Annotated in this window: 18 protein-coding genes; 6 read left to right on the top strand and 12 right to left on the bottom strand. The window is 64.2% G+C overall.

Features of this window, described 5'->3' with window-relative positions:
- Positions 1-86: 86 nt before the first annotated feature.
- Positions 87-2,297 (bottom strand): phosphoribosylformylglycinamidine synthase subunit PurL, encoded by a 2,211-nt coding sequence (gene purL / locus AC0L3U_RS20735; protein WP_473362997.1) that lies wholly within the window; start codon positions 2,295-2,297, stop codon positions 87-89.
- Between the two features lie 183 nt (positions 2,298-2,480).
- On the opposite strand from purL, the gene AC0L3U_RS20730 reads away from it, so the two are divergent.
- Positions 2,481-2,960 (top strand): PaaI family thioesterase, encoded by a 480-nt coding sequence (locus AC0L3U_RS20730; protein WP_106944469.1) that lies wholly within the window; start codon positions 2,481-2,483, stop codon positions 2,958-2,960.
- Positions 2,961-3,035: 75 nt separating this feature from the next.
- Entirely contained in the window at positions 3,036-3,992 is a 957-nt protein-coding gene (locus AC0L3U_RS20725; protein WP_473362996.1) for a DMT family transporter, read from the top strand.
- Here AC0L3U_RS20725 and AC0L3U_RS20720 read toward each other — a convergent pair whose 3' ends face one another.
- Complete coding sequence (locus tag AC0L3U_RS20720) at positions 3,993-4,967, bottom strand: tripartite tricarboxylate transporter substrate binding protein BugD (protein WP_473362995.1); 975 nt, start codon at positions 4,965-4,967, stop codon at positions 3,993-3,995.
- On the bottom strand, positions 4,964-5,665 hold the full coding sequence (gene purQ / locus AC0L3U_RS20715) for a phosphoribosylformylglycinamidine synthase subunit PurQ (RefSeq protein ID WP_354208492.1): 702 nt from the start codon (positions 5,663-5,665) through the stop codon (positions 4,964-4,966). The genes AC0L3U_RS20720 and purQ overlap by 4 nt, the downstream gene beginning before the upstream one ends.
- Before the next feature lie 165 nt (positions 5,666-5,830).
- Here purQ and AC0L3U_RS20710 point away from each other — a divergent pair, with 165 nt between their 5' ends.
- Positions 5,831-6,847 (top strand): magnesium and cobalt transport protein CorA, encoded by a 1,017-nt coding sequence (locus tag AC0L3U_RS20710; protein ID WP_018455523.1) that lies wholly within the window; start codon positions 5,831-5,833, stop codon positions 6,845-6,847.
- Between the two features lie 10 nt (positions 6,848-6,857).
- On the opposite strand, the gene purS is transcribed toward AC0L3U_RS20710, so the two are convergent.
- Positions 6,858-7,100, bottom strand: coding sequence for a phosphoribosylformylglycinamidine synthase subunit PurS (purS, locus tag AC0L3U_RS20705; protein WP_007602264.1), 243 nt, complete (start codon positions 7,098-7,100; stop codon positions 6,858-6,860).
- A gap of 12 nt (positions 7,101-7,112) precedes the next feature.
- The gene (gene purC / locus AC0L3U_RS20700) at positions 7,113-7,880 is read right to left on the bottom strand and encodes a phosphoribosylaminoimidazolesuccinocarboxamide synthase (RefSeq protein ID WP_171944915.1); all 768 of its coding nucleotides are present in this window, start codon (positions 7,878-7,880) and stop codon (positions 7,113-7,115) included.
- Between the two features lie 309 nt (positions 7,881-8,189).
- On the opposite strand from purC, the gene AC0L3U_RS20695 reads away from it, so the two are divergent.
- Positions 8,190-8,513 carry a DUF1476 domain-containing protein gene (locus AC0L3U_RS20695; protein WP_473287785.1) on the top strand — a complete coding sequence of 108 codons (324 nt, stop codon included), beginning with the start codon at positions 8,190-8,192 and terminating at the stop codon, positions 8,511-8,513.
- Between the two features lie 55 nt (positions 8,514-8,568).
- Here the strand turns inward: AC0L3U_RS20695 and cynS are convergent, their stop codons facing one another.
- The 4 genes from cynS to AC0L3U_RS20675 all read right to left on the bottom strand — a co-directional run bounded on the left by cynS (position 8,569) and on the right by AC0L3U_RS20675 (position 12,385).
- Positions 8,569-9,051 (bottom strand): cyanase, encoded by a 483-nt coding sequence (gene cynS / locus AC0L3U_RS20690; protein WP_007612142.1) that lies wholly within the window; start codon positions 9,049-9,051, stop codon positions 8,569-8,571.
- A gap of 16 nt (positions 9,052-9,067) precedes the next feature.
- Entirely contained in the window at positions 9,068-9,991 is a 924-nt protein-coding gene (locus AC0L3U_RS20685; RefSeq protein WP_473362994.1) for an ABC transporter ATP-binding protein, read from the bottom strand.
- Positions 9,992-9,996: 5 nt separating this feature from the next.
- Entirely contained in the window at positions 9,997-10,839 is an 843-nt protein-coding gene (ntrB, locus tag AC0L3U_RS20680; RefSeq protein ID WP_473362993.1) for a nitrate ABC transporter permease, read from the bottom strand.
- A gap of 166 nt (positions 10,840-11,005) precedes the next feature.
- Positions 11,006-12,385, bottom strand: coding sequence for a CmpA/NrtA family ABC transporter substrate-binding protein (locus tag AC0L3U_RS20675; protein WP_473362992.1), 1,380 nt, complete (start codon positions 12,383-12,385; stop codon positions 11,006-11,008).
- A 160-nt stretch (positions 12,386-12,545) separates the two neighbouring features.
- On the opposite strand from AC0L3U_RS20675, the gene AC0L3U_RS20670 reads away from it, so the two are divergent.
- A complete protein-coding gene (locus AC0L3U_RS20670; protein WP_473362991.1) occupies positions 12,546-14,474 on the top strand; it encodes a sigma-54 interaction domain-containing protein in 1,929 nt (642 codons plus the stop codon).
- A 6-nt stretch (positions 14,475-14,480) separates the two neighbouring features.
- Here the strand turns inward: AC0L3U_RS20670 and AC0L3U_RS20665 are convergent, their stop codons facing one another.
- Genes AC0L3U_RS20665 through AC0L3U_RS20655 form a run of 3 tightly spaced genes read right to left on the bottom strand, consistent with a single transcriptional unit; the run spans position 14,481 to position 17,094 of the window.
- Complete coding sequence (locus AC0L3U_RS20665; protein ID WP_473362990.1) at positions 14,481-15,359, bottom strand: sulfurtransferase; 879 nt, start codon at positions 15,357-15,359, stop codon at positions 14,481-14,483.
- A 46-nt stretch (positions 15,360-15,405) separates the two neighbouring features.
- A complete protein-coding gene (locus AC0L3U_RS20660) occupies positions 15,406-16,518 on the bottom strand; it encodes an acyl-CoA dehydrogenase family protein (protein WP_473362989.1) in 1,113 nt (370 codons plus the stop codon).
- 33 nt (positions 16,519-16,551) lie between these two features.
- On the bottom strand, positions 16,552-17,094 hold the full coding sequence (locus tag AC0L3U_RS20655) for an OsmC family protein (RefSeq protein WP_473362988.1): 543 nt from the start codon (positions 17,092-17,094) through the stop codon (positions 16,552-16,554).
- A 245-nt stretch (positions 17,095-17,339) separates the two neighbouring features.
- Between AC0L3U_RS20655 and AC0L3U_RS20650 the strand changes: the two genes are divergently transcribed.
- Positions 17,340-18,005 carry a TetR/AcrR family transcriptional regulator gene (locus tag AC0L3U_RS20650; RefSeq protein ID WP_473362987.1) on the top strand — a complete coding sequence of 222 codons (666 nt, stop codon included), beginning with the start codon at positions 17,340-17,342 and terminating at the stop codon, positions 18,003-18,005.
- Positions 18,006-18,026 lie beyond the last annotated feature (21 nt).

Here is an 18,026-nt window from a genome sequence, read left to right as displayed (position 1 = left end):
AGCCCGGATGAGCGCAGCGACATCCGGGAAACCTCTCGACAAGACCCGGATGTCGCTTCGCTCATCCGGGCTACAAGTTCAGCGCGTTACGCCGCCTTGCCGCCCATATACTCCGGCAGCCAGCGCTCGAACGAGGTCCGCAGCGCCTCGATCGTTACAGGCGCCTCGCCCGCGATCGCGACGGCATCGCCGCCGGTGGTGCCGATCCGCACGCAGGGCACCTCGCAGCCGCGCATCTTGGCGAGCACGCGGCCGGCCTCGGTTTCAGGCACGGTGACGAGATAGCGCGCCTGGTCCTCGCCGAACCAATAGGCCTGAGGCACCAACGAGGTTGGCGCCGCGAGCAGTTTGGCGCCGATGCCACTCGCCATCGCCATCTCGGCAAGAGCGATCAGCAGGCCGCCGTCGGAGAGATCGTGCACGGCGGTCGCGGTGCCCGCATGGATCATGCCGCGCACGCAGTCGCCGTTGCGCTTCTCGGCGGCGAGATCGACCGGCGGCGGCGCGCCCTCCTCGCGACCGCAGATGTCGCGCAAGTAAACCGACTGGCCGAGCCAGCCATGAGTTTCGCCGATCAGGAGGATCGCCTCGCCTTCGGCCTTGAAGGCGAGCGAGGCTGACTTGGTGAAGTCGTCCAGCAGCCCGACGCCGCCGATCGAGGGCGTCGGCAGGATTGCGCGGCCGTTGGTCTCGTTGTAGAGCGAGACATTGCCTGAGACGACCGGGAAGTCGAGCGTGCGGCAGGCTTCCGAGATGCCCTTCAGGCAGCCGACAAACTGGCCCATGATCTCGGGCCGCTCTGGATTGCCGAAATTGAGATTGTCGGTGATCGCAAGCGGCTTGCCGCCGACCGCGGTGATGTTGCGCCAGGCCTCCGCCACGGCCTGCATGCCGCCCTGATAGGGATCGGCCTCGCAATAGCGCGGCGTCACGTCGACGGTCAGCGCCAGGCCCTTCGGGCCGTCCTGCACGCGCACCACGGCGGCATCGCCGCCGGGACGCTGCATGGTGTTGCCGAGAATGACGTGGTCGTACTGCTCCCAGACCCAGCGCTTGCTGCACATGTCGGGCGTGCCGATCAGCTTTTCAAGCGCGGCACCAAGACCCATCGGCGCCGCCACCTCGCGCGCATGCACGACCGGCAGCGCGGCGGAAGGGACATGCGGGCGATCATAGAGCGGCGCCTCGTCGCCGAGCTCCTTGATCGGCAAATCGGCCATGACGTCACCGCCATGCTTGACCACAAAGCGCTTGCTCGGCGTGGTGTAGCCGACCACGGCGAAATCGAGGCCCCACTTCTTGAAGATCGCCTCGGCCTCTTTCTCCTTCTCGGGCTTGAGCACCATGAGCATGCGCTCCTGGCTCTCCGAGAGCATCATCTCGTAGGCGCTCATGCCGATCTCGCGCGTCGGCACCGCATCGAGATCGAGATCAACGCCGAGGTCGCCCTTGGCGCCCATCTCGACCGCCGAACACGTCAGCCCCGCAGCGCCCATATCCTGGATCGCGATGACGCAGCCCTTCTCCATGATCTCGAGACAGGCCTCTAACAGCAGCTTCTCGGCGAAGGGATCGCCGACCTGCACGGTCGGACGCTTCTCTTCGGACTTGTCGTCGAACTCGGCCGAGGCCATCGAGGCGCCGTGGATGCCGTCGCGGCCGGTCTTGGAGCCGAGATAGACGATCGGCATGTTCACGCCGGAGGCGGCCGCATAGAAGATCTTGTCGGTATCGGCGAGGCCGACCGCCATCGCGTTGACGAGGATGTTGCCATCATAGCGGGTGTGGAAGCGGACCTGGCCGCCGACCGTCGGCACGCCGAAGGAATTGCCATAGCCCCCGACGCCGGCGACGACGCCGGAGACGAGATGCCGGGTCCTGGCATGCTCCGGTGCGCCAAAACTCAGCGCGTTGAGGCAGGCGATCGGACGCGCGCCCATGGTGAAGACGTCGCGCAAGATGCCGCCGACGCCGGTGGTGGCGCCCTGGTACGGCTCGATGTAGCTCGGGTGGTTATGGCTCTCCATCTTGAAGACCACGGCCTGGCCGTCGCCGATGTCGATCACGCCGGCGTTCTCGCCAGGACCCTGGATCACCCAGGGCGCCTTGGTCGGCAGGCCCTTCAGATGGAGGCGCGAGGATTTGTACGAGCAGTGCTCGTTCCACATCGCCGAGAAGATGCCGAGCTCGGTGAAGGTCGGCTCCCGCCCGATCAGCTTCAGAATGCGCTCATACTCGTCGGGCTTGAGCCCGTGGGCGGCAATCAGCTCGGGAGTGATCTTGGGTTCGTTCTTCATGGATTCGAGGCTTTCGACGGCGGTGGGCCGTTCTTAGGAACATCGGACGGCTTGGAAAAGCCCTTTATGGCGCATTTTCCCGCTGTCCCACGTTTTGCGGCCGGGGGCTGCGGGAACAGGAATTGCACAGCGCGGACAGATCGGATTTAAGGGCAAACGACCCGCAATTGAAGGCCCATTTCCTTGCACGAATTGACCAAAGCGCCCCCGCCTCGCCGCCCCGACCTCCACATCGCTACCGATGGGGAATTCCAGGGCTGGCGAACCTGGATTCGCGATAGTTTTGAGAGCCATATCGGCCCGTTCTGGCACAAGATCGAGGACGACGGCAGCGTCCGCTCGGCGTTCCGGGTCGAGAAAAAGCACCTCAACGGCTCCGGAAACGTCCATGGCGGCTGCTTCATGGCGTTTTCCGACTACTGCCTGTTCGCGATCGCCACCCACGAGCTGGATGGGCCGGCGGTGACCACCAATTTCGCCTGCGACTTCCTCGACGCGGCGCGCGAAGGCGAGCTGATCGAATGCGTCGGCGAGGTCTCCCGCGCCGGCGGCTCGCTGATCTTCCTGCGCGGCAAGCTGACATCGGGCGGGCGGCCGCTGTTCACCTTCTCCGGCACGATCAAGCGGGTGAAGCGGAAGCCGGCACTGCAGCCAAACGCATAGCTCGCCGCCTTCCCTTTTGGCGCCCCCTCGCCCAGACTTGTGTCCAGCGCCGTCGCGCCGGGGAGCAATATCAAGGTGCCGCAGAGCACACCGCCGGCGGCTCGCGCCACGGCCTCGCAATTGCCGTCCATGCCCGCCACAGGCGCGCGCAACTGGCGTGCCTATGCGCTGCTGGTCGCGCTGGCCTGCTGCTGGAGCTCAACCTATCCGCTGGCCAAGCTCGCGCTGGATACAATCCCGCCCGTGACCTTCATCTCGGCTCGCTCGCTGATCGCGGCCGCCTTCCTGTTCGCGATCCTGTGGATGCGCGGCGTCAGAATCCCGACCGATGCGAAGGCCTGGAAGCTGTTCGCGACCCAGCAATTGATCAACTCGACCTTTCCGTTCCTGATCATCACCTGGTCTCAGCAATATGTGCCGGCGTCGAACACGGTGGTGCTGGCCTCCACCACGCCGATCTTCGCCTTCCTGATCACCTCCCTGATCACGCGCCACGAGCCGGCAACGCTGCTGAAGCTGTTGGGCGCGCTCCTCGGCCTTGCCGGCACCATCGTCATCGTCGGCCTCGATGCGCTGCGCGGTTTCGGCAGCGAGATCGTGGCGGAGATCGCCATCCTGCTCGCCACCATCTCCTTTGCCTGTGCCACGATCTTCGGCCTGCGGCTGTCCGACTACGACCCGATGGTGGTGGCGGCCGGTTCGCTGCTGTTCGGCGGGCTGGTGCTGCTGCCGCCTTCGCTGATCATCGACCAGCCCTGGACGCTGCACCCGACGCCGACGGCGATCATAGCCACCATCGTCATGGGCATCGTCTCCAGCGCCCTAGGGCTGATGCTGTTCTACATGTGCCTGGGACGGCTCGGCACGCTGACCACGAACGCGCAAGGCTATTTGCGCATCCCGATCGGCGTCGGCCTCTCCGTGCTGCTGCTCGGCGAGAGCGTGCCGTCGAACCTGGCGCTGGGCCTGGTGCTGGTCATGGCGGGCGTTGCCGCGATGACGGTGCCGACGGAACGGCTGAAACGACGCTAGCTATGGCTTGGCGTCGTCGGCCAGCATCTTGCGGTACTTCTCAACATCGCGCGTCACGAGCTTTTGCAGCACCTCGGGCGTGTGCTCGTCGGCATCGGGTGCCACGGTCGAGAGGTCGGCGAACCGTTTCTTCACCGCATCGGTCTCCACCGCCGTGCGCGCGGCGGCATTTAGTTTGGCGATCACGGCCGGCGGGGTGCCCTTGGGCGCGAACAGGCCGTTCCAGCCCTGCGCTTCGAACTCGGGCAGACCGGCTTCGGCTGACGTCGGCAGGTCGGGCACTGTGGCGAGCCGCACCGTCGAGCCGACCACGAGTCCGCGCGCCAGCTTCTCGTTGATCGACTGCGAGACCGAGGCCGCCGCATCGCAGACGCCGTCGATCTGGCCGCCGATCGCATCGGTGAGCGCGGGCGCGGCGCCGCGATAGCCGACAAGCGTCGCGTCGATCCCCGCGGCCGTAACGAAGCTCTTGCAGATCAGGTAGTTCGAGGAGCCGACGCCGGCATGGCCGAGATTGATCTTGCCGGGATTCGCCTTGGCGTAGGCAATGAACTCTTTCAGGTCTTTCGCCGGAAAATCCTTGCGCACGGCGATGATACCGAACGTTTTCGCCACCATGGCGATCGGCACGAAGGAGTCCGGCGTGAACGGCAGCTTTGGATAGATCGTATAGGTCGCGGCGTTGGTGCCGGCATTGCCGATCGCAATGGTGTAGCCGTCGGGCTCGGCGCGGGAGGCGCGCGCCAGTGCGGTCGAGCCGCCGGCGCCGGCAACGTTCTCGATCACGATGGTCTGGCCGAGCGCGATGCCCATCTGCTCGGCAACGGTGCGCGCGATCACGTCGGACGTGCCGCCGGCCGCGAACGGCACGATCATGGTGACGGGACGCTTGGGGAAATCTTGCGCGAACGCGACCGTCGCGAACGCAACGACGGCGACAGCGACAGGCAGCCGCTTCAGCACGAACGCAATCACGCGGCTTTTTCCAGATGCGCGGTGAGGCCGGCGAACAGGCCGCGACCGTCGGTGCAGCCCATGATGTCTTCGACGTGATTTTCCGGATGCGGCATCATGCCGAGCACGTTGCCCTTGTCGTTAACGATGCCGGCGATGGATTGCGCGGCGCCATTGATGTTGCTGACATCGTCGATCGCGCCGTCGGCCGAGCAATAGCGGTACAGCACGCGACCGTCGCCTTCGAGCCGCTTGATGGTCTCTGCGTCCGCCGCATAATTGCCCTCGCCATGCGCGATGGGCACGCGGATCACCTGCCCGGCATTGTAGCCGCGGGTGAACGGCGTGTCGGAGCGCTCGACGCGGAGATGCACGTCGTGGCAGATGAATTTCAGCCGCGCATTGCGCATCAGGACGCCGGGCAAGAGGCCGGACTCGCAGAGGATCTGAAATCCGTTGCAGACACCGAGCACGAGGCCGCCCTTGGCCGCATAGTCGCGCACCGCGTCCATCACCGGCGCCCGCGCCGCAATCGCGCCGCAGCGCAGATAATCGCCGTAGGAGAACCCGCCGGGCACGACCACGAGGTCAGTGCCATCAGGCAGCGACGTCTCGGCATGCCACACCATCGCGGGCTCGCTGCCCGATATCAGCCTCAAGGCACGGGCCATGTCGCGCTCGCGATTGATTCCGGGAAAGACGAGGATGGCGGCTTTCATGGCAGAGGTTCCGAACGAGGATTAAAATGGGGCTGGCACGGCTGCCAAATCGGCAGCAGACATAACCATTTGACGGGGATTTTACCAGTGCTAGCCTTGCCCGCGAGCGTTGTGCACAGGCCATAGCCCGCCATTCGGCCGATCGATTCGCCCGGGATTAAAGCCATGAATGTCCCCTCGCTGCCTGCATCCCTCTCCGAGCCGGTGTCCACCGAGGGCGTCATCGCCGCCGGTGCCTATGTCGACGGCCGGCGCGTCGCCAATATCGCCATCAGCGAGGCTTCGAGCTGGCGGGCGAAACCCGGCCACGTGGTCTGGATCGGGCTGCACGAGCCCGACATGGCGCTGCTCAGCGCGGTGCAGAAGCAGTTCGACCTGCACGAGCTCGCCATCGAGGATGCCAACCACGCCCATCAGCGACCGAAGATCGAGCAATATGGCGAGGCCCTGTTCATCGTGGCGCGGACCGCGCAACTGATCGAGGGCCGGATCGCCTTCGGCGAGACGCACATCTTCGTCGGCGAAGGCTATCTGGTCTCGGTGCGCCACGGCGCGTCGACGTCTTATACGCCCGTGCGCGAACGCTGCGAAAGCTGCCCGCGCGCGCTCGCGCGCGGCGAGGACTACATCCTCTACGCCATCCTCGATTTCATCGTCGACAACTACTCGCCCGTGCTCGAGAGCATTCACGAAGAGGTCGAGAGCATCGAGGACGACGTGCTCTCCAAGGCGATCAGCAAGGCGCAGATCGAGCGGCTCTACATGCTGCGCCGCGACCTCTTGCGGCTCAGGACTGCAATCGGGCCGCTGGTGGAGGTCTGCCGCCGGCTCGAGCATGACGAGCTGGCGATGGTGCGCGCGACGATGCAGCCGCTGTTCCGCGACGTCACCGACCACGTCAGGAACATCCAGGAGCGGATCGATTCGATGCGCGAGGTGCTGGCCTTCGCCTTCGAAGCGAGCCTGCTGGTCGGCCAGGCCCAGGAGACGGCGGTCTCCAAGAAACTCGCCTCCTGGCTCGCGATCATCGCGATCCCGACCGCGCTTGCCGGCATCTACGGCATGAACTTCAAGCACATGCCGGAGCTGGACTGGGAGTACGGCTATTACACGCTGCTCGGCGTGATGCTGACGGCGTGCGGCGCGCTGTACTGGCGTTTTCGTCGGGTTGGATGGCTGTGAGCCATCCTGTTCACCCGATCAGCTCAACCCGATAATTCTCGATCACGGTGTTCGCCAGCAGCTTGTCGGCGGCGTCCTTCAACGCCGCCTCTGCCTTGGCCTTGTCCGCGCCGGCGAGCTCGATGTCGAACACCTTGCCTTGGCGAACGCTGGCGACGCCGTCGACGCCGAGCGACTTCAACGCACCCTCGATCGCCTTACCCTGCGGATCGAGGATGCCCGTTTTCAACGTAACGGTGACACGTGCCTTCACGTCAGATTCCTCTTAGCTCTTCACCAGCACCGGGCCGGAACCGGCCGGACGCTCGTTCTCCATGAGAATGCCGAGACGCTTGGCGACTTCGGTATAGGCCTCGAGCAGCCCACCGAGATCCCTGCGGAAACGGTCCTTGTCGAGCTTCTCGTTCGACTTGATGTCCCACAGGCGGCAGCTATCCGGCGAGATCTCGTCGGCGACGATGATCCGCATCATGTCGTTCTCGAACAGTCGGCCGCACTCCATCTTGAAGTCGACGAGGCGGATGCCGATGCCGAGGAAGAGACCGGTGAGGAAGTCGTTGACACGGATGGCAAGCGCCATGATGTCGTCGATCTCCTGCGGTGTCGCCCAGCCGAAAGCGGTGATGTGCTCTTCCGACACCATGGGGTCATTGAGCTGGTCGTTCTTGTAGTAGAACTCGATGATCGAGCGGGGCAGCTGCGTACCCTCCTCGATGCCGAGGCGCTGCGACAGCGAGCCGGCGGCAACGTTCCGCACCACCACTTCCAGCGGCACGATCTCGACTTCGCGAATCAATTGCTCGCGCATGTTGAGGCGGCGGATGAAATGGGTCGGCACCCCGATGTCGTTGAGGTGCTGAAACAGGTACTCCGAGATCCGGTTGTTGAGGACACCCTTGCCCTCGATCACCTGATGCTTTTTCGCATTGAACGCGGTGGCGTCATCCTTGAAGTGCTGGATCAGGGTACCGGGCTCCGGGCCTTCGTAAAGAACCTTTGCCTTGCCTTCATAAATGCGACGCCGACGGCTCATGGGGATGTACCGTGTTTTGTTGAAATCCATGTATTTGGTGTGCTCCGGTTGACGAGACTACGACCCACAGCGGAGCTGCCGTGAACGGCCCGGAACCCCTGGAAACAGAACGGGAACCCAGCCTTAGGCAACCTATCCGATTGGCCGTCCCAGCACAATCGATCCGGCCGTCCGGCATCAAACTTATACCGTCTTGCCTGCGGCTTAACGGCTCGTTGTTTTGCCGATTCGTGCCCCCTATCTAGGCATGCACCGGGGCTCTCGCAACGAGGGCCGGCCGGGTCCAGTCAGCAGGGAATTGGAAAAGGCATGAGCACGTTGGACAAGCGCGAGGAAGGCTTCGAGAAGAAGTTCGCCCTCGACGAGGAGCAGAAATTCAAGGCGGAAGCCCGCCGCAACCGGCTGCTCGGTCTGTGGGCGGCCGAAAAGCTCGGCATCAGCGGCGATGCCGCCACGGCCTATGCCAAGGAGGTGGTCGCGGCAGATTTCGAGGAAGCCGGTGACGCCGACGTCCTGCGCAAGGTCATGGCCGATTTCGCCGCCAAGAACGTCGCCGTCACCGAACAGGTGATTCGGGCCAAGATGAACGAGCTGATCGCGGTGGCGGCGGCCGAGGTGAAGGCCGGGAAATAAGGCGAAGCATCATTCCGGGGTCACGTCTGCGACGCGCCCCCGGGATGCCAACCAGCTATCCCTCCTTGAACCCATATTCCGGCACGTTGCCGCTGGCGCCGTAATATTTGTACGGCAGGAATTTGCCGCTCATGGTGATCTTGACGCGGTCGCCCTTCGGATTGGGCAGGCGCTCCATCACCATGTCGAAATCGATCGCCGACATGATGCCGTCGCCGTATTCCTCCTCGATCAGCGCCTTCCACGCCGGACCATTGACCATGACCAGCTCGTAGAAACGATAGATCAAGGGATCGGTCGGCGGCATCGGCATGCCGCGCATTGGCGTCTCGTTCAGCATCGTGGTCTCGGCCTTCGTCAGGCCGAACAGTTCAGCGGCGTTTGCGGCCTGCGGCTTGGTCAATTTCATCTGGCCGAGGATCGCGCCTGTTATCAGCACCTCGGAATAGCCGCCGATCTGCTCGCAGATATATTTCCAGGTCCAGCCCTTCTCGCGCTTGATGTCGAGCAGCTTCTCGGTGAGGTCTTCGCGTTTCATGTCAGGGTCTCCTTTTTCAAGCAGTCAGCCCGGGACTCGTCCCGGGTATCCAGGTCTGTCGTTGCTCGTCGCCACCGGACGCGACGGTCAGTCCGGGCTTGCCGATACGCACCACCGGCACATTGCGCGGATCGTGACCGGGCGTCTCGGCCGCGAAAGTCTTGCTGCGCGTCACCAGGAAATCGACGATGTGGTTGCGCAGCGCGTAGTACAGCGGGTGGCGGTGCAAATCGGTGCGGCCGCGGTCCCGCGGCAGCGGGTTCTCGACCACTTCCGCCAGCACTGCGCCGGGACCGTTGGTCATCAGGAAAATCTTGTCGGCGAGGTAGATCGCCTCGTCGACGTCATGAGTGATCATGAACGCGGTCTGCCCGGTCTCCAGACAGATGCGCCGCACCTCGTCCTGCAGCGTGCCGCGCGTCAGCGCATCGAGTGCCGAGAACGGCTCGTCCATCAGCATCATCTTTGGCGTGATCGACAGTGCACGCGCGATGCCGACGCGCTGCTTCATCCCGCCGGAAAGCTCGGAAGGTCGCTTGTGCTCCGAACCCGTCAGGCCGACGAGGTCGATGAATTTCTGGGCATGCGCCTTCACCTTGGCGCGATTCCAGCTCCGCCATTTCGAGCTCACGGCGTAGGCAACGTTGCCGAGCACGGTGCGCCAGGGCAGCAGCGCGTGGCTCTGGAAGATCACGGCGCGGTCGAGGCTCGTCCCCGAAATGGCTTGCCCATCGACGATCACCGCGCCCTCGCTCGGCGCATCGAGGCCAGCGAGGATGTTGAGCACCGTGGTCTTGCCGCAGCCGGAATGGCCGATCACGCAGCAGAACTCGCCGCGCGCCATCGACAGCCACAGATTCTCGAAGACCGCCGTTGTCGCTCCGCCAGCGCCGGGATAGCGCTTTGCGATGGCTTCGATGGAGATGAATTTTTCGGTCACAGCCCCTACTCCGGAAACGTGACCATGCGCGTGAAACGCGCGAGGACCTGGTCGAGCAGCATGCCGACGATCCCGATCAGCAGGATCGCGATGATCACGTTGGTGATCGAGAGATTGTTCCACTCGTTCCAGACGAAGTAGCCGATGCCGGTGCCGCCGACGAGCATTTCGGCCGCGACGATCACGAGCCAGGCGATGCCGATCGAGATGCGCATGCCGGTCAAAATCGTCGGCGCCGCTGCCGGCAGGATCACGGTGAAGGCGCGCCTGATCGTTCCGACCTCGAGCGTTCGCGCGACGTTGATCCATTCCTTGCGTACGCTCGCGACCCCGAACACGGTGTTGAGCAGCATCGGCCAGATCGAGCAGATGAAGATGACGAAGATCGCGGAGATCGAGGAATCCTTGATGGTGTAGAGCGCGAGCGGCATCCACGCCAGCGGCGAGATCGGCTTCAGCACCTGGATGAAGGGATCGAGCGCCTTACTGAGCAACGGCGACATGCCGATCAGGAAGCCGAGCGGGATGGCGACGAGCACGGCGAGCAGATAGCCGGTGCCGACGCGCGCGATCGAGTAGCCGAGCTGGATGCCGAGCCCCTTGTCGTTAGGTCCGTTGTCGTAGAACGGCCTCCTCACATGCTCCCAGAGCTTTGCGCCGACGTCGAGCGGCCCGGGCATGGCGGATTTGCCCTGCGTCGCGGTCAGGCCCATCAGCTTGGCATATTCCGGGCTCATCGTAGCCACCGGTGCGGTCGAGCGCACGGCGAGGTGCCAGACGCCGAGGAACGCGACGAGCAGCACGATCGAGACGAGGCCAGCGCGGAGACGGAGGGAGCTGGTGGTCATCTCCCTCTCCCCGTTCTTACGGGGAGAGGGTTGGGGTGAGGGGCATGCTTCCGCATATTCGGTGAGAGACGAACTCGCGGAGAGTCCCCCTCACCTGGATCGCATCTAACGATGCAATCCGACCTCTCCCCGCAAGCGGGGCGAGGTGGAAAGAGAGGGCGGCCGCTCACGACGCCTTCCTGATCTTGAAGCCCGCCAAATAATCCTCGGGCTTGGCCGGATCGAAAGTCTTGCCCATCACCGCGAACGATTTGTAGCTGCCGGCTGGCGGCGCGAGACCCATCTCGGTCATCAGCTTCCTGGTGTCGGTGGCAAGATACACCTGCTCGGCGACCGCCTTGTAGTCGACATCGCCCTTGATCTGGCCCCAGCGCTTCATCTGCGTCAGCATCCACACCGCAAAGGACTGCCAGGGGAATGGGTCGAAATCGACGCGTTTTTCATCCGTCTTCACGCCGCCGAGGCCGTCGGCATAGGTGCCGGTCAAGACCTGCTCCAGTACCGTGACCGGCGCATTGATGTAGTTCGCCGGCGCGATCGCCTCGGCGATCTGCTTGCGATTTTCCGCTTTCGACGCATAGGCGGTGGCATCGACGATCGCGCGCGTCAGCGCGGCAAAGCTGTTCGGCGCCGTGGTGATGAACTCGCGGCTGGCGGCGAAGCTGCAGCAGGGATGGCCGTCCCAGATTTCCTTGGACAACAGATGCATGAAGCCGACGCCGTCATAGATCGCGCGCTGGCAGATGTTGTCGGGCGCGAGAAAGCCGTCGATGTTGTCGGCGCGCAGGTTTGCCACCATTTCCGGCGGCGGCACCGAACGCAGCTGCACGTCGGTGTCGGGGTCGATGCCGTGTTCGGCGAGATAGTAGCGCAGCAGATAATTGTGCATGGAATAGTCGAACGGAATGGCGAATTTCATGCCCTTCCAGTCCTTCGGGTCGCGCTTGTCCTTGTGCTTGCTCGCCAGCACGATGCCCTGCCCGTTGATGTTCTCGATCGCGGGCACGGCGAACGGAATGGCGTTGGCACCTAAGCCAAGCGAAATCGCGAGCGGCATCGGCGCCAGCATGTGCGCGGCGTCGTATTCCTTGTTGATGGTCTTGTCGCGGATCACGGCCCAGCCGGCGGTCTTGACCACGTCGACATTGAGGCCGTGCTTGGCATAGAAGCCCAGCGGCGCGGCCATGATGATCGGCGTGGCACAGGTGATCGGGATGAAGCCGACCTTGAGGTCCTTCTTTTCCGGCGCGCCGGCCTGCGCAAAGACTTCGGTGGCGGTCTGAAGCGGGAAGAACTGCGACAGCGCGGCCAGCGCGGTGGAGGCGCCGACCGATTTCAGAAACGCGCGCCGCGCAACATCCTGCGGAAACATCGCACGCATCACGGCAGAGGCGACCACGCCCTCGTAGCGCTTCTCTTCGCTCTCGACGGGATCACAGCGCAACGCGGTGGCCTGTTCGTGCTCAGCCGCGGATTGATGCTGACCACAGGCACAGCCGGCTCGCAGGTTGCGATCGGGATCAAACGGATTGTCGAAAGTGGACATCGGACCTCCTGCGCGTCATTTGCGAGGAGAATTACGCAAGGAGCATGCCATCACCTCCAGGCCGGCCAGTGCCTTGATGACGCAGCACTTTCACTCGCACTTGGTCATTACGAAAATTCGTGATAAACGACATTTCGTAGTTGAATAACGAGATTTCGTAATGGCAACGACGCCACTACTCGCCCACGACGATGTGGCCCCGACCATCGATCCGCGCGTCGCGGCCTTCGAATCCTCGGTCGAAGCGACGCTGCTGGTCGATCCCTTCGGCGACCAGATCGTCGATGCCAATCCTGCCGCCTGCGCCCTGCTCGGCTACGACCGCGCGCTGCTGCGCCAGACCAGGCCGAGCACGCTGCATGCCGGCGAGCTTCCGGCACTGACCGTGTTCACCCAGGCCGTGCTGCACAAGGGCGCCTATTGGACCACGGCGCTCAACCCGCGCCATGCAACCGGGCAAAATCTCCGGCTCGAATATGCGGGAAGCGTGCTGCCTCATGACGGGCGCACACTGATCCAGCTTACCCTCACCGATCTCGACGCGCGCCGCCGCCGCAATGTCGATGCCGCCGCTGAAGACCACATGCGCAGCGGCATCTCGACCTGGCAGCGGGTCGAGCGCGTGTTCCAGGACATCGAGCGCGAGAACCAGTTGATCCTGCGCGCCGCCGGCGAAGGCATTTACGGTGTCAACGCGGAAGGAAAGACCACCTTCGTGAACCCCGCCGCCGAGCGGATGCTGGGCTGGACTGCCGAGGAGCTTGTCGGCAAGGAAATCCATCCCATCATGCACCACACCCACCATGACGGGCGGCACTATCACAACCATGACTGTCCGATCTACGCGGCGTTCCGCGACGGCGCGGTGCACCAGGTCGACGGCGAGGTGTTCTGGCGCAAGGACGGCTCGCCGGCCTGGGTCGAATACACCTCCACGCCGATCCGCGACCGCGGCGTGGTGGTCGGTGCCGTCGTGGTGTTTCGCGACGTCAGCCAGCGCCGCGAGGCCGACGAGAAGCTGCACGCCGCGCTCGCCGAGGTCGATCGCCTCCGCGAACGTCTCGAGCTCGAAAACGCCTACCTCCAGGAAGAAATCCGCATCGAGACCAATCCGCGCGGCATCATCGGCGGCAGCGAGGCGATCCAGACGACGCTGCGCCAGGTCAAGCTGGTGGCACCGACCAGCGCGGCGGTGATGATCACCGGCGAGTCCGGCACCGGCAAGGAGTTGATCGCGCGCGCCATCCACGAGGACTCCACCCGCAGCGACCGGCCGCTGATCCGCGTCAACTGCGCCGCGATCCCGCGGGAATTGTTCGAGAGCGAGTTCTTCGGCCATGTCCGCGGCGCCTTCACCGGCGCGACGCGCGACCGCATCGGCCGGTTCGAGCTCGCCGATGGCGGCACGCTGTTCCTCGACGAGGTCGGCGAGATCCCGCTCGAATTGCAAGGCAAGCTGCTGCGCGTGTTGCAGGAGGGCAATTTCGAGCGCGTCGGCCAGGAGCGCACCCGCGCGGTCGACGTCCGCCTCATCGCCGCCACCAATCGCGACCTCAAGCAGGAGGTGCAGCGCGGCCGTTTTCGCGAGGACCTCTACTTCCGCCTCAACGTGTTTCCGATCGAGACGGTGCCCCTGCGCGAACGGCGCGAGGACATTGCGCTGCTCGCCCAGCATTTCCTCACGCGCGAGAGCAAGGCGCTGAAATCGAATCTGCGCCTGTCGGAAGGCGATGCGCGGCGGCTGACGCGCTATGACTGGCCGGGCAATGTCCGCGAACTCCAGAACGTGATCGAGCGCGCCGCGATCCTGTCGCAGAACGGCCGTTTGCGGATCGATCTGCCCGATCCCTCCGGCACACAGGCCCCAGCCGGCGCCGCGCGGCAGAAGGCTGACGCACGGCCCGCTGTGATGACGTCATCTGAAATGCGCGACCACGAGCGCGCCAACATCCTGGCCGCGCTCGAGGGCTGCGCCGGAAAAGTGTTCGGCCCCGGCGGCGCGGCCGAGATGCTGGATATCAAGCCAACCACGCTGGCCTCGCGGATCAAGGCGCTGGGAATCGCGCCCCGTCCGCGGGCCGGCGGCTAGCGGCGATCACGCCGCCTTGGTCGTGACCTCCGATGCGATCGGCAATCCCTGCTCGATCGGCAGCGACGGATCGCGCGACCATTCGTTCCAGGAGCCGAAATACATCCGCACGTCCTTTACGCCGGCGTTCTTGAGTGCCAGGAACGTGTTCGAGGCGCGCGCGCCCTTGAAGCAATAGAGGTAGACCGGCGTGGACGGCGAGATGCCGACAGTGGCGCATTCCGCCAGAATCTCGTCCTTGGACTTGAAGCGCGGGCCTTCGGCGGTCGGCTTCATCATGCGATACCATTCCAGCCACACCGCACCGGGGATGCGGCCCTTGCGCGGGCAGAAATCCTTCCCATAGGGAGACGAGCTGTCGCCGATCCACTCATCGACGTCGCGCACGTCGAGGATGGCAACGCCCGGCTTGCCGACCGCCCCCAGCATGGTCTTGGCGTCGATCAGGATGTCGCCCGCTTCGGGCACGATCGAGAACGACGCCTTCGCCGGCGACGGGACATCCTTCGTCACCGGGAGACCTGCGGCCGCCCAGGCATCGAAGCCGCCATGCAGCACCTTGATCTTGGGATAGCCGAGCATGGTGAGCAGGTAGTAGCCGCGGCAGGACTGGCCGAAGCCCGAGTTCATCGACTGCTCGTAGATCACGGCCGTTTCCTTGCCGGAGAGGCCCGCGCCGCCAAAGGCGTCGGCGAACTTGGTCTTCAGCTCGGCCATGCCCTCCGGCGTCGAGGTCGCAAGAAACGTGAATATCTCATGCACGTTCACGGCATTGGGAAGGTGCCCGGCGCCATAGGCGTCGGGGTTGCGGGTGTCGATCACGACACAGGGCTCGGTTTTCAAGAGATCGGCAAGTTCGCTGGCAGAGATCAGAACGTCCGTCATTGGCAGCCTCTCCGTTGAGGTTAGATGGTGGGTGGACTCGTAAAACTCAGGAATCGGCGAGCATCTTGCGCAGCTGCTTGGTGGCCGGCGTGACGATCGCGACGAAATAGGCCTCGCGCAGGCGACGCTGCGCGCGGTGGGACTTGAGGTAGCCGCGCGCGCCACAATGCAGCATCGCCGCATGCGCCGCCGCAACGCTGGCTTCGCCGGCGCGAAGCCTGAGCGCGATCACCTTGCGCCAGTAGGTCTCCTCTTCATTGTAGGGATCGCGCGCCAGCGCCATGGTCTCGGCCTCGAGCTCGGCGGCGAGATCGCGGAAGTGCACCGGCTGTTGCGGCAAATAGCGGTTGATGTGACCGAGGGGATTGTCGACCTCGTCCATGATGTTGATGCAATCCTTGATGAGGCCGAGCGCCATGCCGGCCTGCAGCAGGATGAATCCGGCGCGGATCTTCTTCACGAAGGGGCCGGCAGGATCGGCGAGGATCAGCTCGTCAGGCACGAACACGTCGCGGAACTGCACGCCGTAAGTGCCGGTACCGTCCATGGCGAGGAACGGCTTGCATGGCGTCAGCGTGATCGCGGGGTCCGAGCAGTCGGCCAGGAACATCACCTGGCCCGGCTCGTCCTCGCGTTCGAAGATGGTGCCGAAATAATGGTCGGTGCCGAGATTGGACACCCAGGGCAGCGCGCCGCGCACGATGTAGCCGCCGTCGACCTTGCGCCCCTTCAGCTTGAGCTTTTCGATGCCGAAAAAGCTCTTCATCGGATTGGAGAGCCCGGTGCCGCCGAGCACGCGGCCGGTCGAGAACGCATCGCCGAAGCGCTTTGCCAGTTTCATGTTGGTCGAGTTGGCGGCGTACCAGACCAGCGTGTTCTGGCACCACGCCATGAAGGCGGTACTGCCGCAGACCTCGCCGATCTCAGCCATCGCCTCGATGGCGCAGCGCAGATCGGCAGGCCCTTCGTGCGGCACGTGACTGCCCCAGGCGCCGATCTCGCCGAACTTGCGCAGCACATCGGCGGGATAAATGGTGCCGGCATCAATGCCGGCGGCGAGCGGCGCGAGCTGCTCCCGCGCAATCCGCGCCACCTCGCCTGCAATGGATGGTGCGGGCTGATCCAAAACTTCGGCCCGTGATAAAGCCAGTGAACCCATGATCGTCTCCCGCACCTTTCCTGTTGCCGTCGTCTAGATGCCGACCTCGAGATTGACCGGGCGGGTGAAGGTGTTGGCGACCGGCGACCATTGCTTCACATGGGCGACCAGCGCATCGATCTCGTCCGGCGAGATCCCCTCACATTCCATGTCGACCTTGACGCGCACGTCGGTGAAGCCGACCGGCTTGTCGGAGACGTCGCCGGTGCCCCAGACTGCGGTGATGTTGAGGTCGCCCTCGAGCTCGAGCTCCAGCTTGTTGACGATCCAGCCACGATGCACGGCGTTGGCGTGCAGGCCGACGGCGAGGCAGGAGCCAAGCGCGGCGAGCGAAGCTTCGGATGGATTGGGCGCAGTGTCGTCGCCGAGCAGACCGGGCGGCTCGTCGACGATGTAGGGCTGCAAATTGCGGATGTAGTTGGCGTGGCGGAATTTTCCTTCCGCGACCGTCTTGCACTTCAAGGTCTTGATGACCTTCGGATTGGCCTTGCCGTTGGCGATCAGTTGCTCGAGGCCATTCTTGTCGATGGGCGCGAGGCAACCCGTCAGCACTGTCTTTTGAACGACGGCAGTCATCATCTTCTCCCTGGCAGAAGTGGAAATCGGTAGGATACCGAACGGTCTGTTTCCTTGCATGGAGCGTGCCAGAGCCGGCCAAAATCAAAAGGCGAAACATTGGAGCCGCTTAGCGAACACTGCCTGCGGATTGATCAGCCGCCATTTGCTCAAAGGCGATGCAGACGGGCTTTCCCGTGCGAATCTTTTCAGCGCGGACAGATGCGGCTTGCCGATGCGGCGCGGCTGCGATTAAGTTGCAGCCTATGGCCAAGCCCTCACAGAACAAGACGTCAAAGAAGAAGTCTCATTCGCCGCATGCCGGTGCGGGTGACGACGAGTCCGCGCGCGGACGCCTGCTCAACGCCGCGACACATCTGTTCTGCAAGAACGGCATCAACGCCACCGGCATCGACGCGATCATCGCGGAAGCCGGCACCGCGAAGACCACGCTCTATAAATTGTTCGGCTCCAAGACCAATCTCGTCAACGCGGTACTGGAGAGCGAAGGCAAGCAGTGGCGCGAATGGTTCATCGGCGCCATGGAAGAAGGCGGCGGCGACGCGCAAGCCAAGCTCACGCGCATCTTCCCGGCCCTGAAGAGCTGGTTCGCGGAGGAGCGCTTCTACGGGTGCCCCTTCATCAACGCGGTCGGCGAGCACGACAAGGACGCCAAGCAGTTCCGCAACATCGCGATGAAGCACAAGAAGATCGTGCTCGGCCATATCGAGAAGCTCGCCGGCGAGCTCGGTTCGAACGAGCCCCTCGTGCTCGCACATCAGCTCGGCCTGTTGATCGACGGCGCGATCGTCGCGGCGATGGTGTCGCGCGATCCGGGCGTGGCGGATACGGCGGCGCTGACGGCAGGCCCCCTGCTCAGCCAGTCCAAGGCAAAGAAGAAGCGCGCGGCGGATCAGTTAGAGGCGGTGTGATCGCTCCCATCCCGTAGCCCG

This window comes from Bradyrhizobium sp. Kon69 (genome assembly GCF_055807515.1).
Note: the sequence above shows the minus strand (reverse complement) of the source record. Positions and strands in the feature narration are given on the sequence as shown.